The 18,088-nt window shown below is 40.0% G+C and carries 20 protein-coding genes; 9 read left to right on the top strand and 11 right to left on the bottom strand.

All coding sequences use genetic code 11. The features are described from left to right. Positions 1-17: 17 nt before the first annotated feature. Positions 18-902 (bottom strand): (2E,6E)-farnesyl diphosphate synthase, encoded by an 885-nt coding sequence (gene ispA, locus HC725_RS03475; RefSeq protein WP_190330391.1) that lies wholly within the window; start codon positions 900-902, stop codon positions 18-20. Position 903: 1 nt separating this feature from the next. Next, entirely contained in the window at positions 904-1,149 is a 246-nt protein-coding gene (gene xseB / locus HC725_RS03470; protein WP_190330390.1) for an exodeoxyribonuclease VII small subunit, read from the bottom strand. Positions 1,150-1,679: 530 nt separating this feature from the next. Here xseB and thiI point away from each other — a divergent pair. From thiI to rlmM, 5 genes are all read left to right on the top strand, one after another. After that, complete coding sequence (thiI, locus tag HC725_RS03465) at positions 1,680-3,128, top strand: tRNA uracil 4-sulfurtransferase ThiI (protein WP_190330389.1); 1,449 nt, start codon at positions 1,680-1,682, stop codon at positions 3,126-3,128. A 413-nt stretch (positions 3,129-3,541) separates the two neighbouring features. Then, a complete protein-coding gene (locus HC725_RS03460; protein ID WP_190330388.1) occupies positions 3,542-4,456 on the top strand; it encodes a transcriptional regulator GcvA in 915 nt (304 codons plus the stop codon). A 4-nt stretch (positions 4,457-4,460) separates the two neighbouring features. Further along, a complete protein-coding gene (locus HC725_RS03455) occupies positions 4,461-5,099 on the top strand; it encodes an alpha/beta family hydrolase (protein ID WP_190330387.1) in 639 nt (212 codons plus the stop codon). 2 nt (positions 5,100-5,101) lie between these two features. After that, positions 5,102-5,566, top strand: a complete 465-nt coding sequence (locus HC725_RS03450; RefSeq protein WP_190330386.1) for a DUF423 domain-containing protein — start codon at positions 5,102-5,104, stop codon at positions 5,564-5,566. Further along, complete coding sequence (rlmM, locus tag HC725_RS03445) at positions 5,563-6,654, top strand: 23S rRNA (cytidine(2498)-2'-O)-methyltransferase RlmM (protein ID WP_190330385.1); 1,092 nt, start codon at positions 5,563-5,565, stop codon at positions 6,652-6,654. The genes HC725_RS03450 and rlmM overlap by 4 nt, the downstream gene beginning before the upstream one ends. A gap of 114 nt (positions 6,655-6,768) precedes the next feature. Here the strand turns inward: rlmM and xni are convergent, their stop codons facing one another. From xni to queF, 4 genes are all read right to left on the bottom strand, one after another. Next, positions 6,769-7,542 (bottom strand): flap endonuclease Xni, encoded by a 774-nt coding sequence (gene xni, locus HC725_RS03440; protein ID WP_190330384.1) that lies wholly within the window; start codon positions 7,540-7,542, stop codon positions 6,769-6,771. A 99-nt stretch (positions 7,543-7,641) separates the two neighbouring features. Then, positions 7,642-8,997 (bottom strand): nucleotide 5'-monophosphate nucleosidase PpnN, encoded by a 1,356-nt coding sequence (ppnN, locus tag HC725_RS03435; RefSeq protein ID WP_190330383.1) that lies wholly within the window; start codon positions 8,995-8,997, stop codon positions 7,642-7,644. A 209-nt stretch (positions 8,998-9,206) separates the two neighbouring features. After that, positions 9,207-11,483: a tetratricopeptide repeat protein gene (locus tag HC725_RS03430; RefSeq protein WP_190330382.1), complete on the bottom strand. Its 2,277-nt coding sequence runs from the start codon at positions 11,481-11,483 to the stop codon at positions 9,207-9,209. 99 nt (positions 11,484-11,582) lie between these two features. Further along, complete coding sequence (queF, locus tag HC725_RS03425) at positions 11,583-12,479, bottom strand: NADPH-dependent 7-cyano-7-deazaguanine reductase QueF (RefSeq protein WP_190330381.1); 897 nt, start codon at positions 12,477-12,479, stop codon at positions 11,583-11,585. 87 nt (positions 12,480-12,566) lie between these two features. Here queF and syd point away from each other — a divergent pair, with 87 nt between their 5' ends. Beyond that, complete coding sequence (gene syd, locus HC725_RS03420) at positions 12,567-13,115, top strand: SecY-interacting protein (RefSeq protein ID WP_190330380.1); 549 nt, start codon at positions 12,567-12,569, stop codon at positions 13,113-13,115. A gap of 9 nt (positions 13,116-13,124) precedes the next feature. Continuing rightward, positions 13,125-13,913 (top strand): DUF2310 family Zn-ribbon-containing protein, encoded by a 789-nt coding sequence (locus HC725_RS03415; protein ID WP_190330379.1) that lies wholly within the window; start codon positions 13,125-13,127, stop codon positions 13,911-13,913. Between the two features lie 69 nt (positions 13,914-13,982). Here HC725_RS03415 and HC725_RS03410 read toward each other — a convergent pair whose 3' ends face one another. The 4 genes from HC725_RS03410 to HC725_RS03395 form a co-directional block, all read right to left on the bottom strand. Then, positions 13,983-14,429 (bottom strand): YaiI/YqxD family protein, encoded by a 447-nt coding sequence (locus tag HC725_RS03410; RefSeq protein WP_190330378.1) that lies wholly within the window; start codon positions 14,427-14,429, stop codon positions 13,983-13,985. Position 14,430: 1 nt separating this feature from the next. Next, complete coding sequence (locus HC725_RS03405) at positions 14,431-14,754, bottom strand: hypothetical protein (protein ID WP_190330377.1); 324 nt, start codon at positions 14,752-14,754, stop codon at positions 14,431-14,433. Between the two features lie 45 nt (positions 14,755-14,799). Further along, a complete protein-coding gene (locus HC725_RS03400) occupies positions 14,800-15,108 on the bottom strand; it encodes a DUF3301 domain-containing protein (RefSeq protein WP_190330376.1) in 309 nt (102 codons plus the stop codon). A gap of 64 nt (positions 15,109-15,172) precedes the next feature. Continuing rightward, positions 15,173-16,231 carry a DUF3549 family protein gene (locus HC725_RS03395; protein WP_190330375.1) on the bottom strand — a complete coding sequence of 353 codons (1,059 nt, stop codon included), beginning with the start codon at positions 16,229-16,231 and terminating at the stop codon, positions 15,173-15,175. An 87-nt stretch (positions 16,232-16,318) separates the two neighbouring features. Here HC725_RS03395 and HC725_RS03390 point away from each other — a divergent pair, with 87 nt between their 5' ends. Beyond that, positions 16,319-16,633 carry a YqcC family protein gene (locus tag HC725_RS03390; RefSeq protein WP_190330374.1) on the top strand — a complete coding sequence of 105 codons (315 nt, stop codon included), beginning with the start codon at positions 16,319-16,321 and terminating at the stop codon, positions 16,631-16,633. 8 nt (positions 16,634-16,641) lie between these two features. Then, complete coding sequence (gene truC / locus HC725_RS03385) at positions 16,642-17,481, top strand: tRNA pseudouridine(65) synthase TruC (RefSeq protein ID WP_190330373.1); 840 nt, start codon at positions 16,642-16,644, stop codon at positions 17,479-17,481. 216 nt (positions 17,482-17,697) lie between these two features. Here the strand turns inward: truC and HC725_RS03380 are convergent, their stop codons facing one another. Next, a complete protein-coding gene (locus HC725_RS03380) occupies positions 17,698-18,081 on the bottom strand; it encodes a DUF3461 family protein (protein ID WP_190330372.1) in 384 nt (127 codons plus the stop codon). Positions 18,082-18,088: the final 7 nt, after the last annotated feature.

Here is an 18,088-nt window from a genome sequence, read left to right as displayed (position 1 = left end):
TAATCGTGCTTATCATATTAATGGCTGCGCTCGACGGCGTATCGGGCGAACTCTTCGAGTAATCGCGTATTGTACGGGATCGCCTGTAGCGCGAGTAGGGCTTCTTGTAGCAAGTTTTGCGCTTTTTGTTGCGCACCTTCTAAGCCTAGCAGTGCTGGATAAGTACTTTTATTTAAATTTTGATCTGAGCCTTGTGGTTTGCCTAACGTTTCGGTGTCGCTGATAACATCTAAAATATCATCATGCACTTGGAATGCTAAACCCACGGCATCGGCGTATTTATCTAGTTGTGGTAAAACATCCATCCCTTTGTCACCCGCGGATAGTGCTCCCATACGAATCGCACATTTAATCAGTGCACCCGTTTTATTACGATGAATATTTTCAAGCTCTTCTAAAGCAACGCTGCGGTTTTCAGCTTCTAAATCGAGAGATTGCCCCATACACATACCGAGTGAACCAGAAGCTCGTGCTAGTTCTTGAATTAAGCGAATACGCTGAGGTTCACTCACTTCACTTAAATCGCCTTCTGAAAGAATAGTAAAGGCTAAAGTTTGCAGTGCATCGCCGGTTAAAATGGCCGTCGCTTCATCAAATTCAATATGGCAGGTTGCTTTGCCGCGGCGCAGTTCATCATCATCCATTGCGGGTAAATCATCATGAATTAATGAATAAGCATGAATGCATTCAATTGCAGAGGCAGGTGTATCTAAACTTTCGACATTTAGACCAAGCATTTGTCCTGTAATATAGACTAAAAATGGACGAGCGCGCTTGCCACCAAGTAACAAACCGTAACGCATCGCTTGTGTGAGTGTTTGTTGTTGATAAGGAATGCGATCTAACCATGCATTGAGTTGCTGGTTATTACGATCTTGATATTCTGCTAGGGCCGTTTTCATGTCAAATGTCACTTTCAGGATCAAAAGGGATTAATTCTGCGTCATCGCTGTCGTTTAATAAAATTTCAACACGTTGTTCGGCTTCGCTTAACTTTCCTTGGCTGACACGCGCAAGAGAGATACCACGTTCGAATTTCTTAAGGGCATCTTCAAGATCTAGGTCACCATTTTCTAGTTGATTCACTAAGGTATCTAGCTCAGCTAAAGATTCTTCAAAACTCATATTTTCAGGTTTTTTATTGGCCATATTCTTCTGCTTGCTTGAGAGTGTAATCAAAATTACTGAGGAGTAAGTCTGGTCGCTATGATGAAACGCGGCAGTATTATTTTAATAGTCAAATACGATTAAAACTCCGACGCCGGAAATGTAACGGTATTCCAAGTATATAAAGGGAATATTCTGTGGGCTAATTGTATTTATCCATAGGCACTGAAACAAGGACTAATCTCATGTTTGTCGTATTCATTTAAAGATATTTTTAACTTTAGTCAGCGAAATCGGGAAATCAATGTTGTCGATACGTAATGTGGTGTATAATTTTGCGCCTCAGATTTGGCGATACCTTACTTATTTTATCTATGCCCAAAGTAATTGAAGTTGCAGTGAGGCGACAAGCAAGTGAAGCCCCGTGAGCTTAGTTAACTAAGTGAGTGGGGTGAACGAGTGTAGCCAACAAAGCTGCAGCTTCAAGTAAAACGGGTATATCTGTAATGGCAAGAAATGATTATATAAGTAAGGTATGGCGTACCATAACCCGATTAAAAGCGAATCATAATATGAAGTTTATTGTTAAACCCCATCCGGAAATCTTTGTTAAAAGTGACTCGGTGCGTAAGCGTTTCACTCGAGCTCTGGAACGCAATATTCGTACTATTATACAGCGTAGAACAGAATCTGTTGCGGTGTTTAACCGTCGTGACCACATTGAAGTGGCGGCAAATAGTGATCAATACTTCTCAGAAGTGCTTGAAATCCTTACTCATACGCCGGGCATTCATCACTCGTTAGAGGTTGTGCAGTCTGATTTCACCGATATGCACAATATCTATGAGCAAGCATTAATTCAAAGTCGCGACCTAATTGAAGGTAAAACTTTTGTTGTCCGGGTTAAGCGTCGTGGGCATCATGATTTCACTTCGATTGATGTAGAACGCTACGTTGGTGGTGGTCTAAACCAAGCAGTTGAATCGGCAAAAGTAAAATTAACCAAACCTGATGTCACGGTAAATATTGAGATTGATGGCGATAAGTTAAATCAAGTGGTGGCACGTCATAAGGGTTTAGGTGGCTTTCCTCTTGGTACTCAAGAAGATGTCTTAAGTTTGATTTCTGGTGGTTTTGACTCTGGTGTTTCAAGCTACTTGCATATTAAACGTGGTTCGAAAACACATTTTTGTTTCTTTAACTTAGGTGGCCCTGCTCACGAGATCGGTGTGAAGCAAGTCTCCCACTTTATTTGGAACAAATATGGCTCGTCAGCCAAAGTGAAATTCATCGCGGTGGATTTTGAGCCGGTTGTGGCTGAGATCCTTGAAAAAGTTGATGATGGCCAAATGGGCGTCGTGCTTAAGCGTATGTTTATGCGTGCAGGCGGTATGATTGCAGAAAAGTTTGGCATTGAAGCTTTGGTTACTGGAGAAGCACTTGGTCAAGTATCAAGTCAAACTCTGACTAACTTGCGTCTTATTGATAATGTGACCGATACACTGATCCTTCGTCCTCTAATTAACTGGGACAAAGAAGACATTATCAACGTTGCTCGAGATATTGGCACGGAAGATTTTGCTAAAGTAATGCCAGAATATTGTGGTGTGATCTCGAAAAAACCAACTGTGAAAGCCGTGAAAGCTAAACTTGAAAAAGAAGAATTGAATTTTAATTTCGATATTCTAGAACAAGTAGTGATGAATGCACGAGTGATGGATATTCGCGCCATTGAAGCAGAAAGCCAAGAACAAGCTCCAGAAATTGAGCTAGTTGCTGAGATTGCTGAAAATGCCATTGTGCTGGATATTCGTAGCCCAGATGAAAAAGAAACCAATCCACTGAATATTGGTGATGTTGAAGTGAAACATCTGCCTTTCTATAAATTGGCGACTCAGTTTGGTGATTTAGACCAAGGTAAAGAATACTTATTGTATTGTGACCGTGGTGTGATGAGCCGTTTACAAGCCTTGTATTTACAAGATTTGGGCTTTGGTAATGTAAAAGTATATCGCCCATAGATAGACGTTAATTTATTTACTTAAGTTATCTCTTTAAATGCCGACATAACCGTCGGCATTTTTGTATTATTATTTTTGGATATGAGTAACTAAAGATGAGTAAATTATCCAGAGGTTAGGCTGAATTAAGAGTAAAAAAAAGCACAGTCAACTTGAGAAGTTAGACTGTGCAGAAAATTTGATAATCCATCAAATCTCTTAAAAGTAAAGAGATGAGGGACTATCTCTATTACTAGAAAACTCATAAAGAGTTAATGCAAACACAACATTAGCATTAGTCAATTACAGGGGAATTCATACGAAAACATCGGGTAATTCATTAATGTGGGTGAAATATAGAGTTTTAATGGTAGTTCGACAATGGACAATTTATAATGATTCGCATAAGAAAAAATAATGAATAAGGTTGAGTTATGGCAAGACGTTTACCACCATTGAATTCGTTACGGGTATTTGAAGCCGCAGCACGTTATTTGAGTTTTACTCGCGCAGCAGAAGAGCTCTTTGTGACTCAAGCTGCGGTGAGTCATCAAGTAAAAGCATTAGAAGAATTTTTAGGTATGAAATTGTTTCGCCGTCGCAACCGTTCTTTATTATTAACGGAAGAAGGGCAAAGCTATTTTCTTGATATTAAGGATATTTTTACTTCAATTTCTGATGCTACGGATAAAGTATTAGAACGAAGTGAAAAAGGTGCATTAACCATCAGTTTAACCCCAAGTTTTGCGATTCAATGGTTGGTCCCTCGTTTAGCTGATTTCAATGCTCAAGAACCTGATATTGATGTTCGTATCAAAGCGGTCGATATGGACGATGGATCATTATCGGATGATGTTGATGTGGCTATCTATTATGGACGAGGAAACTGGCCTGGAGTTCGCGCAGATAAACTCTATCTCGAATGTTTGATTCCGGTATGTTCACCACAATTGTTACTCGGGACGAAACCATTAGCAGGATTAGAAGATCTAAAGTATCACACCTTATTACATGACAGTTCTCGTAAGCATTGGCAAAACTTTATGAAAGAGCATCAAGTCGATGGTGTGAGTGTGAATCATGGCCCTATTTTTAGTCATTCTATGATGGTAATCCAAGCCGCGACTCATGGGCAAGGTATTGCGTTGGTCAATAATGTATTGGTTCAACCAGAGCTTAATGCTGGGCGTTTAGTACAACCATTTGATGAAGTTTTAATGAGTAAAAATGCCTTTTATGTGGTGTGTGATAACAAACAAGCTGACAGTGGTCGAGTGGCAACTTTCCGAAATTGGATGATTGAGAAAGCCGCGAGCGAACAAGATGTGTTGTTAGAAGGTAATGAATAGTTTGATGACTTCAGTGTTAGTCAATGGCAGCAAATCGGCCCCAGTAACGATTTTATTTGCACATGGGGCTGGTGCGGGTATGGATCATGAATTTATGCAAGATATCGCCCATCAACTTGGATCGGATCAAATCCGAGTCGTGCGGTTTAATTTTCCTTATATGACCAATCGAGCGGTGACAGGGAAGAAAAGCCCACCAGATCGAGCGCCTAAGTTATTAGCTGCTTTTGAATCACTTATTGATGGATACGCAAACCCAAAGACTCATTTATTCTTAGCTGGCAAATCGATGGGAGGGCGTATGGCGAGTCATTTATCTGAACTCGATAGCGTGTGTGGTGTGATGTGTTTAGGTTTTCCATTTCATCCACCTAAGAAACCAGATAATTACCGTGGTGATCATTTAGTGAATGTGACCAAGCCAATGCTGATCTTACAAGGCGAGCGTGATACTTTTGGCTCAAAAGAAGAATGCTCCAATTTTGCATTATCTCAATCCACCACTATTGAATTTATTCCTGATGGCGATCATGGTTTCAAGCCGCGTGTGCGTTCAGGTTTTACTGAAATACATAATCGCGACCTTATTGTTACTAAGATGCGCGATTTTATAAAACAGACTCTCAAAATTAAATCGGAGTGATTATGATAGGCTCTTCTCAAATTTTTCCGTGTAAAGGACAGCGTTTTCTAGCGATTGCTGGGTTTTCAGGTTTTATCGTTGTGGCATTAGGAGCATTTGCCGCGCATGGCCTAGCAAAAATATTACCTGAATATTTATTAGCCGTGTTTAAAACGGGGGTGCAATACCAAGCGTGGCATACATTTGCTTTATTAGCGTGTGGTATTTTATTGCAACTGAGTGCGCATGAGCCTCAAGCAGCATCAGAACATCAGCCACGCTATAATGAAAAAGCACGAAAAGGGCTAGCTTATGCTGGTGGTTGCTTTATCATCGGCATCCTTTGCTTTAGTGGTAGCCTTTATGCGCTAGCACTCACTGGCATTAAATGGTTCGGCCCAATTACCCCACTTGGTGGTCTGTTTTTTATGTTGGGTTGGCTCATTTTTACTATTTCTGTATTAAGACTTAATAAGGTGACATCGTGAAACACGTTTTAATTTACTGCCGCTCTGGCTTTGAAAAAGAGTGTGCAGGTGAAATTCAAGACAAAGCTAATGACTTAGAACTGTTTGGCTTTCCACGCGTAAAGAAACAAACGGGCTATGTTGTTTTTGAATGTTACCAAGAGGGTGATGCGGATAAGCTCATCAAACAAATTGACTTTAAAACGTTAATTTTTGCTCGTCAGATGATGGCAGTTAGTGCAGAGATCACCGATCTTCCAAGTGAAGATCGTATCTCTCCGATTCTAGCCGCGATTGAATCACAAGAGAACTTTCCGACTTGCGGTGATATTAGAGTTGAAACGCCTGATACGAATGAAGCCAAAGAACTATTGAAATTTTGCCGTAAATTTACGGTACCAATGCGTTCTGCACTGCGTGGTAAAGGGGTTTTGTTTGCTAAAGATAATGCGAAGAAACCAGTGTTGCATATTTGCTTTACCGCGCCAGGCCAGTGTTTTGTAGGCTATTCATTATCGCAAAATAACTCACAGTTTTTTATGGGAATTCCTCGTTTAAAATTCCCATCGGATGCGCCAAGTCGCTCGACTTTAAAACTTGAAGAAGCTTTCCATGTCTTTATTCCAAAAGAAGAGTGGGAAACGCGTTTAGCGCCAGGAATGTGGGCGGTTGACTTGGGTGCTTGTCCTGGTGGTTGGACGTATCAATTAGTTAAGCGTTCAATGTTCGTACATGCGGTCGATAATGGCGCAATGGCGCAAAGCTTAATGGATACCGGCCAAGTTAAGTACCACGCTGAAGATGGTTTTAAGTTTATTCCACCAAAGAAAAATGTGACTTGGATTGTGTGTGACATGATTGAAAAACCGTCACGCGTTGCTCAGTTGATGGGGGAATGGTTGATTCGTGGTTTAGCCAAAGAAGCGATCTTCAATCTTAAATTGCCAATGAAAGGCCGTTATGACGAAGTGCTTGAAGATATTGAAAACTTGAAAATCTTCTTTAAAGAAAATGAAGTGCCATTTAAGTTGCAAGCGAAACATTTGTACCATGACCGTGAAGAAATCACAGTTCATGTACAGGTTTTGAAAAATATCTCGCCGTATTAAAAAATGAGCGCCTCGCTTCGGGGCGCTTAACTTCTAGATATTAGATTAATAATTGCTTTTCTTTTACCTCTCTAGATCTCGAATTAGCGTCTTCTACTCTAGTTCTTGTTTCTGTTACGCTTCGTTTTTAAACCGAATATCTTGTAAATTAAATCCTAATTCCATTTCAGTTTGCAAAGCAGCAATACGTTTGCAGGTTCTGGCTAATTCAATATGCTCATCGAGTTTTTTTCGGTATTTAGCAACAAGATCTTCCGCTGTATAAGCCGTTTCTATATCACCATATTGCTGCAAAATCTCTTTCGCCGCTTTTGGACCAACCCCCGGAACGCCAGGCACTTTGCTTGAGCTAATACCGACTAATCCCCAATAATCTGCCAGCTGATTTGGTTTTACGCCAAACTCTTTTTCAATGAAAGGCGAATCTAACCAGCGGTGTTGAAAGTAATCTCTAATTTGAATATTAGGACTCAACAATTGACAGTAACCTTTATCGGTTGAAATAATAGTGGTTTTTTCTCCAGCGGAGGCAACTTTGCACGCTAATGTTGCAATAAGGTCATCGGCTTCATCACCATCTGAAAGTAATGAATCGACCCCAAGATCCCACCATGCAGATTGAATGGACTCTAAGCCGTTGAGTAGTGGTAATGGCATGGGTTTTCGGTCTTCTTTATAGCTTGGAAGCACCTTGGCTCGCCATCCTCTATCTTGTAAGTGATGATCAAATACCGCGATAATATGAGTGGGTTGAGATTCGTGAATAATCTTATGTAAGGTTCGACTGGTGGTTTCAATGGTTCGAGCAATATCTGCCGGATCAGGTTGTGCTGAATGAACGCGACGGATTAAGTTAAGTGCATCGATGATCACCAAATGAATCGACATAATTTTCCTTGCTGACGGTAAATAAAGTAATGCGAGATAAAATAAAAAGCTTCGGGCACATCATGCACCAGAAGCTTGTTAGCTTAACATACTAAGGTTTTATTTTGCGATTCGATAGCAGGGAATGTACTCAGAACCCGGTAACTTCATGCGTTGCTGTGCTACAAAGTCATTCAGTAGAGTATCCATTTTCGCCATTAAGTTCCGCTCACCATCAATAATAAATGGACCGTTCTTTTTGATTTCTCGGATGCCTTCTGATTTTACGTTACCTGCCACTATCCCTGAAAATGCTTTGCGTAAATTAGACGCGAGCTTCTCTGCTGGTTGATCTAGGTGTAAATCCAGTGCTGCCATTGATTGATGTGTGGGTATAAATGGGGCTTGGAACTCAGGATCAATATGTAAAGACCAGTTAAAGCTATAAGCATCTTCATGAGCTCGGCGATGTTCCTTCACTTTTGGCATGGCATCTTTAATAATTCTAGCGGCTTGCGCAGGATCGCCAATGACAATTTGATAATGCTTTTGCGCTTCAGGTCCTAATGTGTCATGGATGAATTGATCGATGGATCTAAAGTACGCTTCACTTTCTTTTGGTCCAGTCAGAACTAGCGGTAGAGGCTGATCCGAATTTTCTGGATGCATTAAAATTCCGAGTATATAAAGTAGTTCTTCGGCGGTACCTGGGCCTCCTGGGAAAATAATAATCCCGTGCCCCATCCGAATAAAACCTTCTAAGCGCTTTTCTATATCCGGCATGATGATGAGCTCATTCACGATTGGATTTGGTGGCTCAGCCGCAATAATGGAAGGCTCAGTTAAGCCAACATAACGTTGAGAAGTATAGCGTTGTTTGGCATGACCAACTGCAGCACCTTTCATTGGCCCCTCCATTGCACCGGGTCCACAACCAGTACAGATGTTCATTTCTCGCAAACCTAACTCATGTCCGACCGAGCGAGTATATTGGTATTCAACCTCATTAATAGAATGCCCTCCCCAACAAACAACGAGGTTTGGATCAATGCCGGTATGCAGTGCCTTTGCATTACGTAAAATACCAAACACTAAATTGGTAATTTGTGCGGAATCGACGAGGTGTAAGCGTTGGCTATCTGCTAGTTGCACATGTAAGAATACGATATCGCGTAATACTGAAAATAGATGTGATTGAATGCCTTTTATAATCGTGCCATCTACAAAAGCGTGTTCTGGCGGATCAATTAACTCTAATTTTATACCTCGTTCACGCCGCATGACTTCGACTTCAAAAGAGAGATTTTGGCTTAATAATTGTTCGGAATTATCGGTGTGACTTCCTGAATTTAAAACGGCTAAAGAGCAACTGCGATATAACTGATAAAGATCACTTGAAGCGGCTTTTTTTAATTTGTTAACTTCTAATTGAGACAATAAATCTAAACTACCCATAGGACTTATTTGAGTGATCATAGGCGATTCCTTCCAACTTGATTTTGAAAACACCTGAACATAATTCAGGAGGAGAGTGTGATAAGAGCGAATAACCTGCGGGTGAGGTAAGCTTTGGATAAAGCAGGCTGCATTCTTAGGTTTCTATCGTTTAGTTCGACATAACTTAGCATGAAGAATATAAACCTTACACCCGTTTTATAGGCGAGGCTACTAGCAATGTCTTGGAGTTAGAGATCAAGCTTTTCATTACGAATGATTGATTTAGCCAATTCATCGTTACCGTTTAAGGTTTGGATTTTGATTAAGCCTTGATTCACCGCTTGTTGGCAAGCTAAACGAATATTAGGGGACGCAAAACTGGCGGCGGGTGCATTTTCTATCGCAGATAGGTGAACCCACTGACTGTCGGTTTCTCCTTCGTATGTGCTTATTTTTCCACTGATATAAATAGCCATTAATAATATATCAATCAATTCTTTATCATTAATTGCGGTGAAGGCTTTAGGTAAGAATGGATATTCCGCCATACCCATTTTTATATGTCGGTCTATGGTTATATTTGTTTGGAACGTTTCAGTCCACGAGTTGATTTTCTCAAACATGGCTTCGGTACTGCCTTGATGGCTAGCTTTAGGTTCAATATAAAGAAATAATCCATCGGAGAAATGGTATAAGCGTGCCGGTGAATTGACAAAATTTTGTAGGTGCTTACCAAATGCTTTTTCTATATCTAAACCTGCCTGATAGCCTCTTTTAAGGTATACATTGCGTAAAAAAGGCACCTCAAACATAACAAAATGAAGTCGATCGCTTAAGGGTTCATTGATTAACTCACCGAGTCGCCATTGTTCAAAGACCGCATTACTGCGCTCAAGTGATTTTGGCAGTTTTGCATTAAGAAGTTTTAAGTTTTGCAAGCCAGAACGAGTGTGGGTATAGAGATCAATAGTTTGAATTTCCAGCTCTTTTTTGATTTTCTTATTTAGGTTACCGCGATAAATAATGACCATTAATAGCAATATACTAACGACAATTAATATTAAGGTAGATTGTTGATAATCATGATATTTCTGCTGACTTCGTGAAAGGTTATCTTCTAGTCCCGCATAATGTAAGGATTGCTCAATAATATCTTTTTGTTGTCGAAATACTTCTTCATTAATGGCATTAAATTGTTCTTGTTGGTTCTGCCATAAGCTTTGATAATTCTGCTGCGCTTCGAGAGCTTGTTTATAATTACCTTTCTGCTGGTAAGCGGCAGAACTAATTTTGTACGCACCCATTTTTAAGTGATTATTGTTTAATTGAGTAGCTGCAGTGAGGGCTAATTGACCGTAAGCTAATGCGGTTTCTGTGTTTCCGTGTGATAAAGCTAAGGCAGCTTGCAGTAGATTTACTTCCGATTTTTGCAGTGACGAATTAGTCTGCTCCACCATTCTTTGGGCTTGATTTAAATAAATTTCAGCATGAGAGAAATCGAATAATTTCAAGTAAGTGTTAGCAATGCTGATGCGTAATTCTATTATTTGGTCTAGCGTTTTTAATGTTTCTTCATTGTCCAATACATTTAAATAATTCACTAAAGCTAGGTTGAATTTTCCTTGTTGGTAATAGGTAGCGGCCATCAATTTTAATGTTTCAGACAATGGTGTTGAGTGAGGGTAATTATCATAAAAGTCCGCCGCTTCTGTGGTGTGCTCAATGGCTTTATCAAAAACATGGCGAGAATAGAAGAGTTTTGCGAGCAATAAATTGGTTTTAGCGAGTTCAATGCTATCGCCTTCTTTTACCGCCATCCAATAAGTAATCAGAAGCTGGGTTAATGAATCATCATATTCATCTTGCTCGAGATAATATTCACCTAAACTGAGATGATAATCGATCGTCAGTAAAACCGAGTTTAAGGTAACAACATAGTTTTCAGCTTGCTTGAAGGCGGCTTCCGCTTTAATGCGGTTATTTTGATAAGCATAAACACTGGCTTTAAACATATTGAGGTGATAATTCAATTGTTGCTTCCAGTTTGTGGTTTGTTGTTCTTGAGCTAGCTTTTGATCAATCTCGCTAAGGTAACGATTTATGTCATTGATGCTATGAGTTTGCTCCCATAATAATTGGGCATGAGAAAGACGAGCGTTGATATAAAGTTGAGGCAATTTGTATTGAGTGGCAAGTGTTTCAGCGTCTTGAATCGACTGTAATGCTAACTGGTATAAGCCTTGATTATGATAGGCCTGAGCCATGATTTGTAAGGCTTCAATACTGGTTGACGGTGTCCTAATGCTTTTTTCACTACCATCACGTGACAGGGTGTAATCTTGGCTATTTGTGGCGACGAGTTTACGGGCTGAGAGAAACTGCTGAGTGGTTGTTAGAGATTGCTGAGGATTAATACTTAACACTCTTGCCGCTTCTTGAAGTGAAGGGGTCAGGTATATTTGAGCTTGAGCCAGTTTAGATATTAAAAGGCTGCTAAATAAAAGGGTAATAATAATCTGAGCCACTCTCTTCATTGGTCTCTGCATTCTCCTAGGTGTATTCAAAATAAATAGTACGGTAATGATTATGTTGAAAAGGCGATATTACATCGCCTTTATATTGTTCTATTGGCGAGCCATACGTTTTATGCAATTTGGCTTTTCATGCACAGTAGAGCGGTAAGGATTAATATCTAAGCCTCCCCTACGAGTATAGCGAGCATAAACACTGAGTTGTTGAGGTTGGCAATATTTAATAATGTCACAGAAGATCCGCTCTACACACTGTTCGTGAAATTCGTTATGTTCACGAAAAGAAATGAGATAGCGCAATAAAGCCTCTTGTGAGATTTTATTACCGGTATATTGAATTTCAACGCTCCCCCAATCTGGTTGATTGGTGATTAAGCAGTTTGATTTCAATAGATGGCTATGTAAAGTTTCAGTGACTTGTTGCTTACTGGTTGAATTTTGCAGATATTGTTCATTAAATTGATAATCGGTGATTTCGATATCTTGATTATCAATACAGTTGCCTTGCATCGTCACAATCGGCTGTAGGGTGTAATGCTCAACATTGTGTAAGCAAACATTCACTGTTTCACCGGCGCAAGCAGAGAGATCGGCTTTTAAGGTATTTTCCACCTGTTGCCAATCATCAAAGCGAGTTTGGTTTAAACTATTTAAATATAATTTAAACGACTTTGATTCAATAAGATTTGGGCTAGTGACGGGCAAGAACACATCACCAATGGCAACTTGTGGTAATCCTTTTCTATTAAGCCAAGATATTTCATACAAGGTCCAAATATCACAACCAACAAAAGGTAGATTATTGATCTCGTTTAATCCGAGATCTTGACGATTTAAGCTACGCGGTACTGGTTGTAGCAAACTTGAATCATAATCATGACGATATTGTGTATGCTGACCTAATGTTAAGCCTTGCAATTCTTTGGCATTAGCATATTTTGTGCTGCTAGGTTGAGTTGATGAATGCTTGGATTTTGAAGTATGAGTCATAGTAAAATCTAGATTTATTACAGTGACCAGAATAGTAATACCAATTCCAATCGGTATCTATGTATAATTTTGAATATGGAGCCTTGAATGAACCACAATATTGCCCATGCGTTGGCTGTGCTTACTTCTGATTTTATTGAGCAATGGCAACAAGCCTATAAAAGCAATCCTATTGCCGATGAAATGAAAGGGTTAGCTTCACCTTGTCTACAAACTCAAGAAGATAGCGAGCATGTTGAGTGGTTACCACAAGAACGTGATGCACTGGCCGACTTCAGTAATTTGGAACGCGGTATTGAGCTTATTATTCACCCTGATATTAAAGCTTTTTATGGTTCACAATATAGCGCCGATTTAACGTTATCTTGGAAAGAAAAACCGTTCACTTTACTACAAGTGTGGAGTGATGATGATTTTGTTCATCTTCAAGAAAATATTTTGGGTCATTTGGTGACTCAACGTCGATTAAAGTTAAAGCCAACGGTATTTATTGGTACCACTGATGCCGAGTTAGATGTGATTTCTATTTGTAATATTAGTGGTGAAGTGATTCTAGAGCGTTTAGGTACGTCTAATCGGGATGTGTTGAGCTCAAACATCGAGCAGTTTTTAATTCAGTGCCAAGTGCAAGTGTAAGGAAGATAAGTGTACGTTGTAGAGTTGCAGTTTGAATGTTTTGATAATACAACCATGGATGCGGTTGAGAAATCGATCAATGGTTTACTTGATGCCTTACGTTTTAATGGGCAGATATTAGGGCGAGAATTTCCTATTATTATTGGTGATGGGGAATTTCGTGTGCGCTTAATTTGTCCAGAATCAGACAGTATGCATCCAAGGTATCATTCTGCTTATGTCAAAGTATGCTTGCAACGGCTTACTGATGCTAAGGTTTTAGCGCCGAGGGTGAAAGTACTTGGGCAAGATCTTAACTCAGAGCAAACTGTTGCACATGAAGATGCGGGGCAATCAAGTTGGCAAGTGTTGTACACCACATTTGTGCATTCCTGCTCACCGTTACGCTGTGGCGATACGTTTAGGCCTATTCCCTTATATCATAATCCGCCAACCTTAAATGGCGATCATAAAGCGATCATTAAATGGCAAACAGAATGGCAAGCGTGCGATGAAATTCAAATGGCAGGCGCAACGGAAGCAGAGCATGCAACATTAAAAGAAATCTCAGATGTTGGGAGTTATTTATTTCGACGAGGCTGGGATCTGCGTGGGCGCTTAGAATATCTGACCAAAATTCCGACGTATTATTATTTATATCGAATTGGTGGGGAAAGCCTTGAAGCGGAAAAACAACGCCGTTGTCCACGTTGTGATAATGACTGGGCTTTAGAGCAACCTCTGCACGATATTTTCTATTTCAAATGCGATGATTGTCGGATTGTATCGAATATTTCGTGGGATCAGTTGAAGGGTTAATTTTATAGGCATGGTCTATTAGTTGAAATCCTGAATAACACATTATAGACGTTATTCAGGATGAGCGTTTTATTTAGCCTTTGCTAAGATCTTATCCAGATGATTTGCAAATTCACGCTTATCGGTTTGCGAAAGTGGCGCAGGACCGCCGCTTTGAATGCCACTTGAGCGCATAGTATCCATAAAATCACGAATATTGAGACGAGCCTTAATGGTGTCTTTAGTGTACAACTCACCGCGTGAACTTAATGCTTGCCCACCTTTGGTTATTACTTCATCAGCCAGTGGAATATCGGAAGTGATCACCAAGTCACCAATTTCTACTCGACGTACAATTTCATTATCAGCAATATCAAAACCACTTTCTACTTGGATCGAGTGAATGTTGGTACGATTGGGGACGGGAACTTGATGGTTTGCCACAAAGGTGGTGGTTATACCGGTTCTTTCTGCGGCGCGACAAATCGTTTCACGAATGGTTTTTGGACAGGCATCGGCATCAACCCAAATTTTCATACTATTTCCCTTGCTCTGTTGTTGATTTCTGCTCTAACTGATTGATGCGTAGTTCTAATTGCTCAATACGTTGGATAAAAGTCTGCATTTGAGTTTCAAGTCTCTGAACTCGTGGATCATTATTTGACGCATTTTCTTGAGCGGCTATTTCAATTTTTGGTACTTTATTGGATGCTTTCCACGATTTGATTGTGCTGATGATAGCTGGAATTGGCACAGAGACAGATAGACGAGCTTTCACTAATGCCACACTAGGTTCTTTCCCTTCGGCATTGAGTTCGGATAAGACTTTATGTAATTCAGCCGTGACATTTTGAGTATTCATTTTAGATTCTCTTTAACACAAAAAATTGAATAGTAATTGAGCTTATTAATAATCAACCATTCTATAAGGTGGTAGGCGAAAGTGCGTTGCTTTAAAACCTAGCATAATCATCCTTCCTTGGTAACAATCATCACCACGAGATGAAAATTCAAATTGATACAGTGAGTGAAAGCGCCAACGACCATCCGGTAACCTTATCTGATAGCGCAATAGAGAGGTTGATAGCACTTGCAGATCCAATTGTTCACAATGACGTAAAATCGCTTTATGTGCTAATTCAGATTGACGACGCTGCTGCCAAAATAAAAAGGCAATAAACATAACGATTAAAATCATCAATAAATCCGTGATCATTTACGCTTCCTTTGAGGTATTTATTTTATAAATCGGTAAATAGTGCTTTTCATAAAATCAAATACTATTGGCCGGATTTAGTGTGTTGCTGCAAGGTGATCAGCGCGTTAGCCAGTTCTGGGCTTGGCGTATTATGCAGTAAGGGAAGAAATGTCATCCTTAATTCAGGTAGCATCACTAAGTCTGCAAATAATTGATTAAATAGATTTTGATTATCGGTTTGGGCTAATCGTAATAAGAATTTTATCGCTCGCGCTTCGGTGGCAAGTTGTGACCAACAGCGTCCCGCGATGGCAATTAATATCTCGGAATGACTCAATTCTGGTTTGGCTAAAAGGGCTTCAATGACGGTTTGAAGTTGATCGATATTACCGCCAGATAGCGCTCGTACAAAAGCGGATAGCAAAAATAAGTCAGGTTGGTCTTTATTGGATTCTTCCAGTGCGAGCTCAGCAATACGTAGGCTTAATTTGTCGTCTAGATTGACATGCTCCAATGCGCCTAACAAAACATACAACGCTGGGTGGCATTGAACATCTTTTGTGATCGATGGAAGTGCTTTACGAATTGCCACGGTATTTTGATTATTTGATAATCGTGCACATATATCCGTAATGCCTTGCAAGCCGACCGTTTGCCAATTATTCCATCCAAGATCACCTGTAAAATAATGCTGAGCATGTTCGTAATATTGACTGGTGGGTAAATCTAAATGTGCTCGAATTAAGCTATGAAAAGCCGCCATTTTGTCATCTTTAGGCTTAAAGGTGTATGGGTTACTTGCGAGATGTTGCTGTTGTTCCTCTGTTAAGCTTTGGTTTAATTGCGCTCCCATTGCCTCGGTTACATATCTCAAGAAATTACCAACATCGGTTTGATTGAGTAAACCTCGCTCATCCAATGGGAATTTTAAGAACCAAATCCAAGGTTGGTTTTGCTCTGTCCAATAAGCAATGCCAAGGTGTGCATGTCGTTGTAGAGGATAAGGGTAGGGCTTTTGTGCCATTTCGACTTGTAGAAAGGTTTTATGGTCAATCGATTGAATGCGGCGACCTAAATCAAATATTTTATATTGGCACTGACTTTTTTCGAGTAGCTGACTTAGATTGTGAATAGCATTCATAGAGGGTTATCCGATCTTAATTCAAAAAGGTATAATCTCTACTAAATGGTACCCAATTTGACCATTATCAAGGGCGCATAGAGTAAAATGATTCAAGCAGATTCACTTTGTCAAAAACTGGACACATTAAAATCGACTTTACAGCAGTTAAGTTTATGGGAAGAACATTCGCCTAATGCTGATATGCTTGCCAGTTCTCAGCCTTTTGCGCTGGATACGTTAACGCCAACACAGTGGTTACAATGGGTTTTTATTCCTAAAATGGAGGCCTTGATTCGCTCGGAACAAGTGATACCAAGAGGGTTTGAAATTAGCCCTTATTTTGAGCAAGCGATGGTCAATAATGAAGCGCAGCACCAGTTATTGGTAGTGTTAAAACAAATAGATGAAATCGTAAAATGAGCGACATTATGAATCAAGAAAAAACCGATCAAGCTAATATTGATCAAGATGATATCGATCAAGCTAATAACGTTGAGCAATTAACTGCTGCAGATGATCATCCAGAGAGCGAATTACCGCTGATTGAGCTAGAAATCATTTATCAAGATGAGTTTCTTATTGCGGTCAACAAACCTGCGGGAATGTTAGTGCATCGTTCTTGGTTGGATCGTCACGAAACTCGATTCGTCATGCAAACATTACGCGATCAAATTGGTCAGCATGTGTTTCCACTGCATCGCCTCGATCGTCCGACTTCGGGGGTATTGCTATTTGCTTTATCCAGCGAGGTCGCATCACAAGCCGCGCCAATGTTTGCTGAGCATCAATTTGAGAAAACTTATCATGCGATTGTCCGCGGTTGGATCGAGGAAGGTGGCCTATTAGATTATCCGCTCAAGAAAGAGTTGGATAAGGTCGCTGATAAATTTGCGAAGCAAGATCAAGAAGCACAATCCGCTATTACGGACTATCGACCTCTTGCTAAAGTTGAAGTCCCATTATCAACCGGACGTTTCCCAACTAGCCGCTTTGGCTTAGTTGAAATGAAACCGTTAACAGGACGTAAACATCAATTACGTCGACATATGGCTCATCTTCGTCATCCAATTATTGGCGATACTTCGCATGGTGATGGTAAGCAAAATCGATTATTTCGCGATCACCTTAATGCACATAGATTGATGCTTCATGCAACACGTTTAAGTTTTATTCATCCTATAACTAAGCACGCCGTTATCATTGATGCAAAATTTGATGAGGTGTGGATGAACCTTATTGAGAAGTTTGGTTGGAATAGTAGCTTCTAGTTGTGAGGAAAATAAGTTTCGAGCCTCGGAGTGAGGCACTGTGACAACAGTTATAGGAACTGAAAATCGTCATCCTGAAAAACGACGTAGAAGTGCAGATCAAGATCTCCGACAGCAATTCGAGTTTCAATGCGTTGAGGAGATTCCGCATCTTCTTTGCTTAGGCTAATGTACCGAATGACGTTATGCGAACGGAGATGTTGCTCTTTATTTTCCTTATTTCAGCTTTGCTAAATCCGCTTCAATATCAGCAATTTTACCTGCCACCACTTTTTCTAAATGACGTAAATCAGTTAAAATTTTATGCTTAATATCTTGGTTATCCATCGGTTTAGGTTTAGTTATTTTGTTTAACTCCGTCATTACTTGAGTGAGGTTTGGGCTGACTTCGGTAGTTTCTTTATAGCCGCCTTGACTATTTTCTACACGGATGTTTTTGCGTTGACGTGGGTATTTAAATTTGACACTTTTAGCAAAAAGCTCACCTTTTTGTTTGTGGAAATAGATTTTAAGTACATCGACTTGAGCTTCTTGACGCAAACTATAGCGGGCTATTAATTTAGGGTCGGTGATGCCGAGCGTTTGTAAATTTGGATACATATAGATT

The sequence above is a fragment of the Vibrio sp. S17_S38 genome, from assembly GCF_014694375.1.
In the GTDB taxonomy this organism is placed as follows: domain Bacteria; phylum Pseudomonadota; class Gammaproteobacteria; order Enterobacterales; family Vibrionaceae; genus Vibrio.
Note: the sequence above shows the minus strand (reverse complement) of the source record. Positions and strands in the feature narration are given on the sequence as shown.

Coding starts and splice junctions, on each gene's coding strand:
- HC725_RS03455 (WP_190330387.1), top strand. CDS start 4,461: ATGACTTCAGTGTTAGTCAATGGCAGCAAATCGGCCCCAGTAACGATT.
- HC725_RS03380 (WP_190330372.1), bottom strand. CDS start 18,081: ATGTATCCAAATTTACAAACGCTCGGCATCACCGACCCTAAATTAATA.
- queF (WP_190330381.1), bottom strand. CDS start 12,479: ATGACTCATACTTCAAAATCCAAGCATTCATCAACTCAACCTAGCAGC.
- ispA (WP_190330391.1), bottom strand. CDS start 902: ATGAAAACGGCCCTAGCAGAATATCAAGATCGTAATAACCAGCAACTC.
- HC725_RS03460 (WP_190330388.1), top strand. CDS start 3,542: ATGGCAAGACGTTTACCACCATTGAATTCGTTACGGGTATTTGAAGCC.
- xni (WP_190330384.1), bottom strand. CDS start 7,542: ATGTCGATTCATTTGGTGATCATCGATGCACTTAACTTAATCCGTCGC.
- HC725_RS03395 (WP_190330375.1), bottom strand. CDS start 16,231: ATGAATGCTATTCACAATCTAAGTCAGCTACTCGAAAAAAGTCAGTGC.
- HC725_RS03405 (WP_190330377.1), bottom strand. CDS start 14,754: ATGAATACTCAAAATGTCACGGCTGAATTACATAAAGTCTTATCCGAA.
- truC (WP_190330373.1), top strand. CDS start 16,642: ATGAATCAAGAAAAAACCGATCAAGCTAATATTGATCAAGATGATATC.
- syd (WP_190330380.1), top strand. CDS start 12,567: ATGAACCACAATATTGCCCATGCGTTGGCTGTGCTTACTTCTGATTTT.
- ppnN (WP_190330383.1), bottom strand. CDS start 8,997: ATGATCACTCAAATAAGTCCTATGGGTAGTTTAGATTTATTGTCTCAA.
- HC725_RS03410 (WP_190330378.1), bottom strand. CDS start 14,429: ATGAAAATTTGGGTTGATGCCGATGCCTGTCCAAAAACCATTCGTGAA.
- xseB (WP_190330390.1), bottom strand. CDS start 1,149: ATGGCCAATAAAAAACCTGAAAATATGAGTTTTGAAGAATCTTTAGCT.
- HC725_RS03390 (WP_190330374.1), top strand. CDS start 16,319: ATGATTCAAGCAGATTCACTTTGTCAAAAACTGGACACATTAAAATCG.
- HC725_RS03400 (WP_190330376.1), bottom strand. CDS start 15,108: ATGATCACGGATTTATTGATGATTTTAATCGTTATGTTTATTGCCTTT.
- thiI (WP_190330389.1), top strand. CDS start 1,680: ATGAAGTTTATTGTTAAACCCCATCCGGAAATCTTTGTTAAAAGTGAC.
- HC725_RS03450 (WP_190330386.1), top strand. CDS start 5,102: ATGATAGGCTCTTCTCAAATTTTTCCGTGTAAAGGACAGCGTTTTCTA.